This window comes from Saccharothrix tamanrassetensis (assembly GCF_014203665.1).
In the GTDB taxonomy this organism is placed as follows: Bacteria; Actinomycetota; Actinomycetes; order Mycobacteriales; family Pseudonocardiaceae; genus Actinosynnema; species Actinosynnema tamanrassetense.
Genome location: NZ_JACHJN010000004.1, coordinates 258387 through 272026, shown reverse-complemented (window position 1 = coordinate 272026; position 13640 = coordinate 258387). Strand labels below are relative to the sequence as shown.

Below are 13640 nucleotides of genomic sequence, written 5' to 3'. Positions count from 1 at the left end.
GTGGCGGTCATCGAGCAGGTCGGCGCCCGCGAGATCCTGGACTCGCGAGGCAACCCCACCGTCGAGGTAGAGGTGGCGCTGGACGACGGCACGCTGGAGCGCGCCGCCGTGCCGTCGGGCGCGTCGACGGGTGAGCACGAGGCGGTCGAGCTCCGCGACGGAGACAGCAAGCGCTACCTGGGCAAGGGTGTCGAGCGGGCGGTCACCGCCGTGCTCGACGAGATCGGCCCCGAGCTGGTCGGCATCGAGGCCGTCGAGCAGCGGGTGGTGGACCAGAAGCTGGTCGACCTGGACGGCACGCCGGACAAGTCCCGGCTCGGCGCGAACGCCATCCTCGGCGTGTCGCTGGCGGTGGCGAAGGCGGCGGCGGCGTCCAGCGGCCTGGAGCTGTTCCGGTACGTCGGCGGCCCCAACGCGCACGTGCTGCCGGTGCCGATGCTGAACATCCTCAACGGCGGCGCGCACGCCGACACCGACGTGGACATCCAGGAGTTCATGATCGCGCCGATCGGCGCCGACTCCTTCCGCGAGGCGCTGCGCTGGGGCGCGGAGGTCTACCACGCGCTCAAGTCCGTGCTGAAGAGCAAGGGCCTGGGCACCGGCCTGGGCGACGAGGGCGGCTTCGCGCCGGCGCTGTCCAGCAACCGCGACGCGCTGGACCTGATCCTGGTCGCCATCGAGAAGGCGGGCTACACGCCGGGCCGCGACATCGCGCTGGCCCTGGACGTGGCCGCCACCGAGTTCTTCTCCGACGGCGCCTACACCTTCGAGAAGACCAAGCGCAGCGCCGAGCAGCTGACCGGGTACTACACCGAGCTGGTCGACGCCTACCCGCTGGTGTCCATCGAGGACCCGCTGTCCGAGGACGACTGGGACGGCTGGGTGCGGCTCACCGCCGAGCTGGGCGAGAAGGTGCAGATCGTCGGCGACGACCTGTTCGTCACCAACCCGGAGCGGCTGGAGGAGGGCATCTCCCGCCGCGCGGCGAACGCGCTGCTGGTGAAGGTCAACCAGATCGGCACGCTGTCCGAGACGCTGGACGCGGTCGCGCTGGCCACCTCGTACGGCTACAAGTCGATGATGTCGCACCGCTCCGGCGAGACCGAGGACACCACCATCGCGGACCTCGCGGTGGCCACCGGCGCGGGTCAGATCAAGACCGGTGCACCCGCCCGCGGCGAGCGCACCGCGAAGTACAACCAGCTGCTGCGCATCGAGGAGGCGCTGGGCGACGCCGCGCGTTACGCGGGCGACCTGGCCTTCCCGCGGTACACGCCGGAAAGCTGATGGCAGACCGGGAACGGGGCTCCCGGCGCGGCGGAAGAGCCACGCCGGGGCCCCGCCCTGACCGCTCCGGCCGGGCCGACCCGCGAGACGCCGGCCGGTCCGGCGGCTCCGGTTCGACGGGCCGGGCCGGTTCCGGCTCGACGGCCGGTGCCGGCTCCACGGGCAAGGCGACCGGTTCGGGACGGGCGGGTGGTGCCGGCTCCACGGGCAAGGCCGCCGGCTCGGGCCGGTTCCGCCGAGCCGGCGGCGAGCGCGGCGCGGCGGGCGGATCCCGGCGTGGCGCGCGGTCCGCGCGGCAGGCGGAGCAGGCGCGGGCGACCCAGGCGGCACGTGCGGCGCGGGCCGCGCGCCCGCAGTCGAAGGCCCGGTCGCGGGAGGGCACCGGCGGCGCGTTCGGCATGACCGGCACGCGGCGGGCGGCACTGCTGGCCATGGTGGTGTGCGCGTTGGCGCTGAGCATCGCCGTGCCGCTGCGCACCTACCTGGCCCAGCGCGAGGAGCTGCGCGAGGTCAACGCCTCGCAGGAGACGCTGCGCGCCGAGGTCGGGCAGCTGGAGCAGCGCAAGAGGGAACTGGCCGATCCCGCGCACCTGGAGGCGGAGGCGCGCCGGCGGCTGCACTACGTGCGGCCCGGCGAGACGCCCTACATCGTCCAACTGCCCGGTGACGCGGAGCGGAAACTGGAAGAGGAGCGGCCGGCGGCGGCGCCGGCGGCGGACAAGGCGTGGTACGAGCAGTTGTGGGATTCGGTGGCGGCGCGATGACGGTGGACGACGAGGACCTGGCGGTCGTCGCCGAGCAGTTGGGGCGCACTCCGCGCGGCTTGCGGGCGGTGGCGGCGCGGTGCCCGAGCGGGCACCCGGCGGTGGTGCGGACCAGCCCGAGGCTGGAGGACGGCACGCCGTTCCCGACGCTGTACTACCTGACGTGCCCTCGGCTCAACTCGTTCGTCAGCCGGCTGGAAGGTGCCGGGCTGATGAAGGAGATGACCGATCGGCTCGCGGCGGATGAACAGTTGGCGGAACGCTACCGCCGGGCGCACGAGTCGTACTTGGCTGAGCGGGACGCGATCGAACCGCTGGGCACCACCGTCACCGCGGGCGGGATGCCGACCCGGGTGAAGTGCCTCCACGTCCACGTGGCGCACTCGCTGGCCGTCGGGCCGGGGGTGAACCCGTTCGGCGACGAGGCCCTGGAGCTGCTCGCGCAGTGGTGGCCCAGCGGGGAATGTGCGTCAAAGGTGAAGAACTGACCGCAGGGGCAGTTCTTGGTACGTAGGGGCAGTTCTTGGTACCCGGAACCCGCCACGCCCGTGACAGGGCTGTTCGGATCAGGCAGGCTGGGTTCCGGAGCCGAAGCGGGATTCGCCGAGGAGTGGAGTTCGTGGCTGTGCCGAAGCGACGGGGACGCAAGCGGAAAGCGACACGCCGGCCCACGCTGACCCCACGCCAGTGGGGCCTGGCCGCGACGGCGACGTGCGCGATGCTGGTGCCCACCCTGCTGCACACGGCGGGCGGCATCGACTGGGTCAACGTCGCCGGCCACTCGGACCTCGAAGCGTTCCCGCCGGGCGCGGGCGACGTGCTGGGCACCATGGCGTTGCAGGACTCGGGCGGGCTGGGCGTGTCCGGCCGGCTGCCGGAGACCGACGAGCTGAGCGCGGCGCTGCTGGCGGAGGCCGACGAGCCGTCCGAGTTCGGTGACGACCTGCCGTTCGACGGCCTCGACGGCGAGCTGGGCCAAGGTCAGCTGGGCATCCCCGGCGTCATGCTGGACGCGTACATGAAGGCCGCCGACCGGCTGGCCGTCACCACGCCGGACTGCAACCTGCACTGGTCGCTGCTGGCGGGCATCGGGCGGATCGAGTCCGGCCACGCGCGCGGCGGCCGGGTGGACACCCGCGGCAACACGGTGAACCCGATCCTGGGCCCGGTGCTCAACGGCGGTCCGGGCATGGCGGCGATCCGCGACACCGACGGCGGCCGGTTCGACGGCGACTCGACGTGGGACCGCGCGGTCGGCCCGATGCAGTTCATCCCGTCCACGTGGGCCGGGTACGCCGCGGACGGCAACGACGACGGCCAGTCGAACCCGAACAACGTCTACGACGCGACCGTGGGCGCGGGCAACTACCTGTGCGCCTACAACGCGAACCTGAGCGACCCGGAGCAGCGCGCGAAGTCGGTGTTCCGCTACAACCACTCCGAGGAGTACGTGAAGACGGTCCTGTACTGGGCCGACGCGTACGCCGACGGCGTGACCCCGCTGCCCGGCCTGCTCGGCTCGGACGACGACTTCCTGCCGGTGGACGACGAGGACCCGGCCGGCGGCACGCCCCCGACGGACAACGGCACCGCTCCGCCCGGTGGCGGCACCCCGCCCGGCGGCGGCACCACCGTCCCGCCGTCGAGCACCACCAACCCGACCACGACCTCGCTGCCGGGCTCGACGCCGACGACGATCACGCTGATCCCGACCACGCCGTCGAAGTCCACCACGACCACGCCGCCCACCACGACGACGACGTCCTGCCCCACCGCCCCGCCGTCGACCACGACCAGCACGACGGCCCCGACCACCACGGTCCCGATCCCGCCGGGCTGCCCGACGCCGACCACCACGACGTCCACGACGCCCGTGCCCGCGCCCGGCTCGACCTCGCCCGCGCAGACCTCGGCCCAGTCGTCGTCCCCGTCCGGTTCGGCGCCCGGCTCGCTGCCCGCGTCGGTGTCGCAGGCGACGTCCTCGATGAAGCCCGCGTAGCGCTCCTCGTCCCGCGACCAGCCCTTCGGCGCCGACTCCGGCACCGGAGGGCTGGTCGCGTCCAGGCCCGTCACCCGTGCGCCCGGGCACTTCGATCGGCTCGGCGGCCGGCCCTTCGCGGTCGGGCCCGACGCGGCCGGCGTAGTTTTCCCGGCGGCGGCACGGTGCCGCCGACGACGGGAGGGGCGACATGGCGCGCGTGGCCGCGATCGACTGCGGGACGAACTCGATCCGCTTGCTGGTGGCCGACGTGACCGTGTCCGACGACGGCTCGCGGTGGCTGCGGGACGTGCACCGGGAGATGCGGGTCGTGCGGCTGGGCGCGGGGGTGGACGCGACCGGTGTGCTGGCCGCCGAGGCGCTGGAGCGGACCCGCGTGGCGCTGGCCGACTACGCGAACACCCTGCGGCGCAAGGGAACCGAGCGGGTGCGGATGGTCGCGACCTCGGCCACCCGGGACGCCGCGAACCGGGACGAGTTCTTCGCCATGACCCGTGCCGTGCTGGGCGTCGAGGCCGAGGTGATCTCCGGCGACGAGGAGGCGCGGCTGTCGTTCACCGGCGCGGTGTCGGACCTGGACGCGTCGGACGGGCCGTTCCTGGTGGCCGACGTGGGCGGCGGGTCGACCGAGCTGGTGCTGGGCTCCTGGGACGGCGTGCGGGGCTCCGTGGAGGCCGCGCGGTCGGTCGACATCGGGTGCGTGCGGCTGACCGAGCGCTGCCTGCACGACGACCCGCCGACCGAGCGGCAGGTGGACCAGGCGGTCGCGGTCGCGCAGGAGGTGCTGGCCGGGGCGTTCGCGGCGGTGCCGACGGCGAAGGCCAACACCTGGATCGGCGTCGCGGGCACCGTGACGACGCTCGTCGCGCTGGCGAAGGAGCTGCCGGCGTACGACTCGGCGGAGATCCACCTGGCCCGGCTGGGCATCGACCGGATCCGCGAGATCACCGCCCGGCTGCTCACCATGAGTCACGACGAACGCGCGGCGCTCGGCCCGATGCACCCCGGACGGGTGGACGTCATCAACGGCGGTGCGCTCGTCGTGCGCACGCTGGCCGAACACCTGGCCGGCCAGGGCATCACCGAACTGGTCGCGAGCGAGCACGACATCCTCGACGGGATCGCCTTCGCGCTGAGCTGAGCCGCTGGTCGCAGCCGGTCTTGGGCTGTTCGCGAACGATCTTCCTACCTTATTCGAATGTCAACTGGGATTCTTCGTGACTAGGTTGTAACCGCATCACCCATGTGGCCTGCACCACTGCCCTAATAGCGTCCTCGACACGCTGTGGAGGCGGTCGAGTCTGCTCGGTTACCCCGACAGGTGGGAGGACGCATGTCACGTGGTCTGTTAGTTCCGGCGGCACTCGCGGTGGCTCTGGTCGCGGCTGGTTGTGGCGCGTCCGAGGCGCCGCCGGCGTCCGGCGGCGACACCGAGGCCGGGATCACCATCTTCAACACCGAGCCGGAGAACCCGCTGGTGCCGGGCAACACCACCGAGGTGGGCGGCAGCCACGTGCTGGACCCGCTGTTCACCGGCCTGGTGGAGTACCGCAACGAGGACGCGCAGCCGGTGAACGCGATGGCCGAGTCGATCAAGACCGACGACTCGAAGCTGTTCACCGTGAAGATCAAGCAGGGCTGGAAGTTCCACGACGGCAGCGCGGTCACCGCGAAGAGCTTCGTGGACTCCTGGAACTGGACGGCCTACGGGCCCAACGCCACCCAGGGGGCGTCGTTCTTCGCGCAGATCGCGGGCTACCAGGACGTCCACCCGGAGGACCCGGACGGCGCGGAAGGCCCGCAGAAGGCCCCGATCCCCACCACGGACAAGATGTCCGGCCTGGAGGTGGTGGACGACCACACGTTCACCATCACGCTGTCCGAGCCGTTCGCGGTGTTCCCGGTGACCATCGGCTACGAGGTGTTCGCGCCGCTGCCGGAGGCGTTCTTCAAGGACCAGAAGGCGTTCGAGGCCAACCCCATCGGCAACGGGCCGTTCAAGTTCGTCTCGCGCACGGTCGGCACCGAGATCAAGCTGACCCGCAACGACGACTACCAGGGCGAGGACAAGCCGAAGTTCAAGGACCTCACGCTGAAGGTCTACCAGAGCCGCGAGTCGGCCTACGCCGACCTGGTGGCGAACAACCTGGACTTCATGGAGGAGTTGCCGCCCAACGCGCTGGCGGGCCAGAAGTACGAGACGGACCTCGGTGACCGGGTGGTGTCGCGGGAGACGCTGAACCTCCAGACCATCGCGTTCCCGCTGTACACCAAGCCCTACGACAACGCGGCGCTGCGGCGGGCGATCTCCATGTCGATCAACCGCGAGGAGATCACCCAGCGGATCTTCGAGGGCACCCGCAAGCCCGCCGACGGCTGGGTGCACCCGCTGATGAAGGGCTACCAGTCCGGGCAGTGCGGCGAGTACTGCGAGTACAACCCGGAGAAGGCCAAGGCGGAGTTCGCGAAGTCCGGCTACACCGGGGAGATCCTGATGCTGTCCAACACCGACGGCGGGCACCAGGAGTGGGCCGAGGCGGTCGCCAACAACGTCAAGCAGACGCTCGGGGTCGAGGCTCGGTTCGTGCCGTCCACCAGCTTCGGCGAGTTCCGGCAGAAGGTGAACGCGCACGAGATGACCGGCATGTACCGGGCGGGGTGGATCGCGGACTACCCGTCGATCGAGAACTGGCTGACGCCGCTGTACCGCACGGGTTCCTCGTCCAACGACGGGCTCTACACCAACCCGAAGTTCGACGCGAAGCTCGCCGAGGCGGACAAGGCGCCCAGCGAGCAGGAGGCGATCCGGCTCTACCTGGAGGCGGAGAAGATGCTGGCCGAGGACATGCCGGCGATCCCGCTGTGGTCGCAGAAGACCATCGCGGGCAAGTCCAACCGGTTGAAGGTGGCGAACCTGCACCCGTTCCGCAAGCTCGACCTGGAGTCGGTCGTAGTCGGCTAGCACATTGGATCCCGGGCCGGCCCGCCACGTGCGCGGGCCGGCCCTCCGCCGCTGGGAGTGCGTGTAATGGGCTTCTACGTGCTGCGCAGGCTGTTGCAGATGGTCCCGGTGTTCCTCGGGACCACGTTCCTGATCTACGCCTTGGTGTGGGCGGTTCCGGGTGACCCGTTCGAGGGCAAGTGCGGTGAGCGGGACTGCCCGGCGAGCTACGTCTCGGCCATGCGCGACAAGTTCAACCTCGACGACCCGTTGGTGGTGCAGTACGGCAAGTACCTGTGGAACCTGGTGCAGGGCGACTTCGGCCAGACCTCGTCGGGCCTGCTGGTGGGCGAGCGGATCGCGACCGCCTTCCCGGTGACGCTGCGGCTCGCGCTGGTGGCGTTGCTGATCGAGGCGGTCATCGGCATCACCGCCGGTGTGGTGAGCGGTCTGCGCAACCGGGGCTTCCTGGACAGCCTGGTGCTGGTGTCGACGCTGTTCCTGATCTCCATCCCGGTGTTCGTGACCGGGTACGTGGTGCAGTTGGTGTTCGGCCTGCAGCTCGGGCTGATCTCGCCGACGGTGACCACGCCGACGTTCGGCAACCTGATAGTGCCCGGCTTCGTGCTGGCGTCGCTGTCCATGGCCTACGTGGCGAGGCTTTCGCGCGCCAGCATCTCGGAGAACCGGCGGGCCGACTACGTGCGGACCGCGCTGGCCAAGGGTCTGCCGACCCGGCGGGTGGTGGGTGTGCACATGTTGCGCAACTCGCTGATCCCGGTGATCACGTTCCTGGGCACCGACCTCGGCGCCTTCCTGGGCGGTGCGATCGTCACCGAGGGCATCTTCAACGTGCCCGGCGTGGGCGGGCTGGTGTTCCGCTCGATCCTGACCAAGGACGGCGCGATGGTGACCGGTGTGGTCACCGTCCTGGTGCTGGTCTACCTGCTGATGACGCTGCTGGTGGACCTGCTCTACGCCGTGCTCGACCCGAGGATCCGCTATGACTGAGCAAATCTCGGTGCTGGCGCTGGACAAGCCGCGCGGCCTGTTCGGCGACGCCTGGTACACGCTGCGGTCCCGGCCGCTGTTCTGGGTGTCTGTGTCGCTGATCCTGCTGATGGTGCTGATGGCGCTGTTCCCCGCGCTGTTCACCGCCAAGGACCCGACGCTGGCGCAGTTGTCGCTCAGCCGGCAGCCGCCGTCCGCCGATGCGTGGTTCGGCTACGACAACCAGGGCTACGACATCTACGCGCGGGTCATCTACGGGGCGCGGGCGTCCATCGTGGTCGGTGTGCTGGCCACGTTGGGCGTGGTGCTGGTCGGCGCGTCGGTCGGCATCCTGGCCGGGTTCTACGGCGGCTGGCTGGACTCCGTGGTGTCGCGGATCGCGGACGTGTTCGTCGGGGTGCCGTTCGTGCTCGGCGCGATCGTGATCCTGACGACGCTGAACGCGGGTGGTGACGCCGGGCCGGCGCGGATCGTGGCGCAGGTGGTGCTGTCCATCGCGGCGCTGTCGTGGCCGGTGTCGATGCGGATCATGCGGTCCACCGCGATCGCGGCCAAGCAGCAGGACTACGTGAAGGCGGCGCGGGCGCTGGGCGCCTCGCCGAGGCGGATCATCACCAAGCACATGCTGCCCAACTGCATCGCGCCCGTGCTGGTGTACTCGACGATCGCGCTGGGTGCCTTCATCGGGGCCGAGGCGACGCTGTCCTACCTGGGCATCGGGCTGCGCCAGCCGGTGGTGTCGTGGGGCGTGATGATCAACAGCGCCAAGGACTACCTGCGGGTCGCGCCGCACGCCCTGCTGTTCCCGGCGGGTTTCCTGACCGCCACGGTGCTCGCGTTCGTGATGCTGGGCGACGCGGTGCGCGAAGCCCTCGACCCGAAACTCCGGTAGGAGGCCAGTGTGACGGCGTTGTTGGAGGTCGAGGACCTGCACGTCGAGTTCCGCACGCGGGACGGCGTCGCGCGGGTCCTCAACGGCGTGGGCTACCACGTCGACGCCGGGGAGACCCTCGCGGTGCTGGGCGAATCCGGGTCCGGCAAGAGCGTGACCGCGCAGACGGTGATGGGCATCCTGGACACGCCTCCGGCCTACGTGATGCGGGGCGCGGTGCGCTTCCACGGCGAGGACCTGCTGTCGGCGACGGCGGAACGGCGGCGGGAGGTGCGCGGCGAGGGCATCGCGATGATCTTCCAGGACGCCCTGTCCGCGCTGAACCCGGTGTTCACGGTGGGCTTCCAGATCGAGGAGCAGTTGCGGCTGCGGCGCGGGATGAGCCGGTCCGAGGCCCGCAAGCGGGCCGTCGAGCTGCTCGACCTGGTGCGGATCCCCCATGCCCGGCAACGGGTCCGGGAGTACCCGCACCAGTTCTCCGGCGGGATGCGGCAGCGCGCGATGATAGCGATGTCGCTCGCGCTGGACCCCGAGGTGCTGATCGCGGACGAGCCGACGACCGCGCTGGACGTGACCGTGCAGGCGCAGATCATGGACCTGCTGGCGGAGATCCAGCGGGAGCGGCACATGGGCCTGGTGCTCATCACGCACGACCTGGGCGTGGTGGCGGAGGTGGCCGACCGGATCGTCGTCATGTACGCGGGCCGGATCGTGGAGCAGGCCGACGCGGTGTCGCTGTTCCGCTCGCCCGGCCACCCGTACACGGAGGCGCTGATGAAGTCGTTGCCGCGCTTGGACGCCAAGGGCACGACCCTGGACACCATCAAGGGCCTGCCGCCGAGCCTGCTGCGGATCCCGCCGGGCTGCCCGTTCCACCCGCGCTGCCCGCGCGCGGAGGCCGTGTGCTCGGTGGACGTGCCGCCGCAGGAGCGGCTGGGGTTCGGCCGGACCAGCGCGTGCCACTTCGCCGAGGAGGTGCTCAATGGCTGAGCTGCTGGAGGTCCGGAACCTGGTCAAGCACTTCCCGGTGACCAGGGGAGTGCTGTTCAAGAAGACCGTGGGGCACGTGCGGGCGGTCGACGGCGTGTCGTTCACCCTGGCGGCGGGCGAGACCCTCGGTGTGGTGGGCGAGTCCGGGTGCGGCAAGTCCACCCTCGCGCAGGTGCTGATGATGCTGGAGCCGCCGACCGCCGGGGAGGCGCTCTTCGAGGGCCGGCCGATGTTCGCCATGCGCGGCAACGCCTTGCGGGACCTGCGGCGGAACATGCAGATCGTGTTGCAGGACCCGTACACGTCGCTGAACCCGCGCATGACGGTCGGCGACATCGTGGGCGAGCCGTTCGAGATCCACCCCGAGGTCGCGCCCAGGGGGTCGCGCGCCGCACGGGTCCGTGAACTGCTCGACGTGGTGGGGCTCAACCCCGAGCACATCAACCGGTACCCGCACCAGTTCTCCGGCGGGCAGCGGCAGCGCATCGGCATCGCGCGGGCGTTGGCGCTGCGCCCCAAGGTGATCGTCTGCGACGAGCCGGTGTCCGCGCTGGACGTGTCGATCCAGGCGCAGGTGATGAACCTGCTGCGGGAGCTGCAGGGCGAGTTCGGGCTGGCGTACGTCTTCATCGCGCACGACCTGTCCGTGGTTCGACACCTGTCCGACCGGGTAGCCGTGATGTACCTCGGGAAGATCGTGGAGATCGGCACCGAGGACGAGATCTACCGGCACCCCACCCACCCCTACACGCAGGCCCTGCTGTCCGCCGTGCCGGTGGCGGACCCGGCGCTGCGCGGGCAGCGGGACGTGATCCGGCTGACCGGGGACGTCCCCTCGCCGATCGACCCGCCGTCGGGCTGCCGGTTCCGCACCCGGTGCTGGAAGGCCCAGGACGTGTGCGCCGAGCAGGAACCGGCGCTGGTGGACCGGGGCGGCCACCCCAGCGCGTGCCACTTCGCCGAGGAACGATCCGTCGTGCCGTGAGGGAGAGGACACCCGAATGACCGACCGCACCGCGCTCCGCGCCGCTGCCCAGGGCGGGGACGCCGACGCGATGGTCGAGTTGGCCCTGCTGCTGGAGGAGGACCTCACCGGTGAGGACGACGAGGACGAGCTCCAGGACGAGGTCGGCGGCTGGCTGAGCCGGGCCGCCGCGACCGGGCACGTGCGGGGGATCGCCGAGTTCGGTTCGTTCCTCTGGCACGTGTGGAAGGACGAGGACGCCGCGCTGCCGTGGCTGCGACAGGCCGCCGACGCCGGCCAGGCCGACGCGATGGCGGTGCTCGGCGACGTCTACGACTTCCTCGGCGACGTCGAGCAGGCCAGGCGCTGGTACGGCCAGGCGGCGGAACGCGGTGACGAGCACGCGGCGGACAACCTGGCCGCGCTGGACCGGCTCATCGGCTGACGCATCCCATTTTCGTCCGGTCTCATCCCACGCCCGATCGACGCGGCACGCGACCGGTGTCCGGTGCGTGCCGCGTCGGCGGTGGGCTATCCGTTGTGCCTCAACGGTTGGCGGAGGCTTGCACGAACGCCGCGAGGTCCTTCGACTGCTGGACCCGGGACGGCTCGTGGACGTACATCATGTGGCCGGCGGGGTAGTACGCCGCCTCGATGTTGTCGAGCAGTTCGGTCGGGACCTGGAGGTGTGCCACGACGTGCTCGGCCGCGTAGTACGGCGTCGCGCCGTCGAAGTGGCCGTACGCGATGTGCACCTTCAGGTCCGGGTTGGCCCGCATCGCCGCCGACAGCTTGTTCGCCACGGTGACGTGCGTGCCCTCGAACTCCTTGTACGACCAGGGGTGCACGGACCGGGTCAGGATCTCGTACGGCAGGTCGTTCCGGTACTCCAGCTCCGCCCGCAGGTAGTGGTTCAGCGCGGCCGTGTACGGGCCCATGATGGCCGAGTACGACGGGTCCTCGCTGAACAGCTCGCGACCGTAGTCGGTGTCCGCCCCGGTGAACCGGGAGTCCAGCCGGCCCACCACCTTGCGCTGCGAGCGCAGCACCTCGGTGAAGAACCGGACGTGCTCGACCCGCAGGTTGACCCGGTCCACGTAGTCCTCGGACAGCCCGGTCAGCGCCGCGTACCGGGACACCGCCGAAGCGCGCTCCTCCTCGGACAGCCGGTGCCCGCGCGCCAGCGCCCACGGGTAGTCGCGGGACGCGAACTCCTCGGCCTCGGCCAGCACGTCCGCCAGCGGGCGGTCGCCGTGCAGGCCGTGGTAGTGCGCGATCGCCGCGTAGGTCGGCAGGAACAGCGAGTGCGGCAGGTCGTTGCCCTCGCTGAAGTCCAGCGTCCCGAAGTCCAGCACGGACGAGATGAGCATCAGGCCGTTGAGGTACATGCCGTAGCGGGTCTGGAGGTGTTCCGCCAGCGCCGCCGCGCGGGTCGTGCCGTAGGACTCGCCGGCGAGGAACTTCGGCGACAGCCAGCGGCCGTGCCGCGAGGTCCACAGCCGGATCACCTCGCCGACCGACTCGACGTCGCCCTGGAACCCGTGGAACTCGCCGGGCTTCTCGCCCTTCACGGCCCGCGAGAAGCCGGTCGACACCGGGTCGATGAACACCAGGTCGCTGTGCGCGAGCAGCGTCTCCGGGTTGTCCACCAGGTCGTACGGCGGCGGCACCAGTTCGCCCACGTCGCCGGACACCACCCGGCGCGGGCCGAGCAGCCCCAGGTGCAGCCACACGCTGGACGAGCCCGGCCCGCCGTTGAACGCGAAGGTCACCGGCCGCTTGGCCGGGTCCGCGCCGTCCAGGGTGTACGCGGTGAGGAAGACCTCCGCCTTGGCCAGGTGCCCGTCGAACTTGCCGTCGGTCAGCACCTCCTTGCGCAGCACCACCCGACCGGTGGTCGTGGTGTAGTTCAGCTTGCGCCGCTTGACGGTGATGCTGTGCTGAGTGGTGACGAGGTCGTCGACAGGGGTGTCCTTGTCGGTGGCCTCGGGGGTCTTCTCGTCCCCGGTGTCCTTGTCGGTCATGGTCGAACTCTACGGTCGGAACGGAGATGCGTGCGCGAGCTTCACGACCTGGACCTGCGGGTTACCACCTGTCGGGCGTGTCCCCGGCTGGTCGCCTGGCGGGAGGAGGTGGCGCGGGTCAAGCGGGCCGCGTTCGCCGCCGAGACGTACTGGGCGCGCCCGGTGCCCGGCTTCGGCCCGGCCGACGCGCGGCTGGCCCTGGTCGGCCTGGCCCCGGCCGCGCACGGCGGCAACCGCACCGGCCGGATGTTCACCGGAGACCCGTCCGCCGACTTCCTGTACGCCGCGCTGCACGCGGTGGGCCTGGCGTCCCAGCCCACGTCGGTGCGCGCGGACGACGGGCTGGAGCTGTACGGCACGCGGATCACCGCGCCGGTGAAGTGCGCCCCGCCGGACAACAAGCCGACCGCGGAAGAGCGGGACAACTGCCGGCCGTGGCTGATCGGGGAGCTGGAGCTGCTCCGGCCGACCTTGCGCGCGGTGGTGGTGCTGGGCGGGTTCGGCTGGCAGGCGCTGCTGCCGGTGCTGGCCGCGTGCTGGGAGGTGCCCCGCCCCGCGCCGAAGTTCGGGCACGGCGTGTCGTTCGAACTGCCCGCCCTGGACGGTGGCGCGCCGCTGGAGCTGTTCGGCAGCTACCACGTGAGCCCGCACAACACCTACACCGGCCGGCTCACCCCGGACATGCTCCAGGACGTGCTGCGCCGGGCTGCCCGAGCCGCCGGGCTCTGAGCCCACCCGAGCCGCCGGGCTCTGAGCCCACCCGAGCCG

The 13640-nt window shown here is 71.1% G+C and carries 13 protein-coding genes; 12 read left to right on the top strand and 1 reads right to left on the bottom strand.

Annotation, left to right across the window (positions count from 1 at the left end):
• From eno to FHS29_RS14275, 11 genes are all read left to right on the top strand, one after another.
• Entirely contained in the window at nt 1-1287 is a 1287-nt protein-coding gene (gene eno / locus FHS29_RS14325) for a phosphopyruvate hydratase (RefSeq protein WP_184691122.1), read from the top strand.
• Nucleotides 1287-2051 carry an FtsB family cell division protein gene (locus tag FHS29_RS37665; protein WP_281391584.1) on the top strand — a complete coding sequence of 255 codons (765 nt, stop codon included), beginning with the start codon at nt 1287-1289 and terminating at the stop codon, nt 2049-2051. Before eno ends, FHS29_RS37665 begins: the two co-directional genes overlap by 1 nt.
• On the top strand, nt 2048-2539 hold the full coding sequence (locus FHS29_RS14315) for a DUF501 domain-containing protein (RefSeq protein ID WP_184691121.1): 492 nt from the start codon (nt 2048-2050) through the stop codon (nt 2537-2539). The genes FHS29_RS37665 and FHS29_RS14315 overlap by 4 nt, the downstream gene beginning before the upstream one ends.
• 131 nt (nt 2540-2670) lie before the next feature.
• Complete coding sequence (locus FHS29_RS14310; RefSeq protein ID WP_312864913.1) at nt 2671-4050, top strand: lytic transglycosylase domain-containing protein; 1380 nt, start codon at nt 2671-2673, stop codon at nt 4048-4050.
• Between the two features lie 190 nt (nt 4051-4240).
• A complete protein-coding gene (locus FHS29_RS14305) occupies nt 4241-5191 on the top strand; it encodes a Ppx/GppA phosphatase family protein (RefSeq protein ID WP_184691120.1) in 951 nt (316 codons plus the stop codon).
• Nucleotides 5192-5383: 192 nt separating this feature from the next.
• Nucleotides 5384-7012, top strand: a complete 1629-nt coding sequence (locus FHS29_RS14300) for a peptide ABC transporter substrate-binding protein (RefSeq protein WP_184691119.1) — start codon at nt 5384-5386, stop codon at nt 7010-7012.
• Nucleotides 7013-7078: 66 nt separating this feature from the next.
• Nucleotides 7079-8002, top strand: a complete 924-nt coding sequence (locus FHS29_RS14295; RefSeq protein WP_184691118.1) for an ABC transporter permease — start codon at nt 7079-7081, stop codon at nt 8000-8002.
• A complete protein-coding gene (locus FHS29_RS14290) occupies nt 7995-8894 on the top strand; it encodes an ABC transporter permease (protein WP_184691117.1) in 900 nt (299 codons plus the stop codon). The genes FHS29_RS14295 and FHS29_RS14290 overlap by 8 nt, the downstream gene beginning before the upstream one ends.
• 9 nt (nt 8895-8903) lie before the next feature.
• On the top strand, nt 8904-9884 hold the full coding sequence (locus FHS29_RS14285; RefSeq protein WP_184691116.1) for an ABC transporter ATP-binding protein: 981 nt from the start codon (nt 8904-8906) through the stop codon (nt 9882-9884).
• Nucleotides 9877-10869, top strand: coding sequence for an ABC transporter ATP-binding protein (locus FHS29_RS14280; RefSeq protein WP_184691115.1), 993 nt, complete (start codon nt 9877-9879; stop codon nt 10867-10869). Before FHS29_RS14285 ends, FHS29_RS14280 begins: the two co-directional genes overlap by 8 nt.
• Nucleotides 10870-10885: 16 nt before the next feature.
• Nucleotides 10886-11293, top strand: coding sequence for an SEL1-like repeat protein (locus FHS29_RS14275; RefSeq protein WP_184691114.1), 408 nt, complete (start codon nt 10886-10888; stop codon nt 11291-11293).
• A gap of 100 nt (nt 11294-11393) precedes the next feature.
• Here FHS29_RS14275 and FHS29_RS14270 read toward each other — a convergent pair whose 3' ends face one another.
• Nucleotides 11394-12872 (bottom strand): S10 family peptidase, encoded by a 1479-nt coding sequence (locus tag FHS29_RS14270; RefSeq protein WP_184691113.1) that lies wholly within the window; start codon nt 12870-12872, stop codon nt 11394-11396.
• 30 nt (nt 12873-12902) lie between these two features.
• Here FHS29_RS14270 and FHS29_RS14265 point away from each other — a divergent pair, with 30 nt between their 5' ends.
• A complete protein-coding gene (locus FHS29_RS14265) occupies nt 12903-13601 on the top strand; it encodes a uracil-DNA glycosylase (protein ID WP_184691112.1) in 699 nt (232 codons plus the stop codon).
• Nucleotides 13602-13640 lie beyond the last annotated feature (39 nt).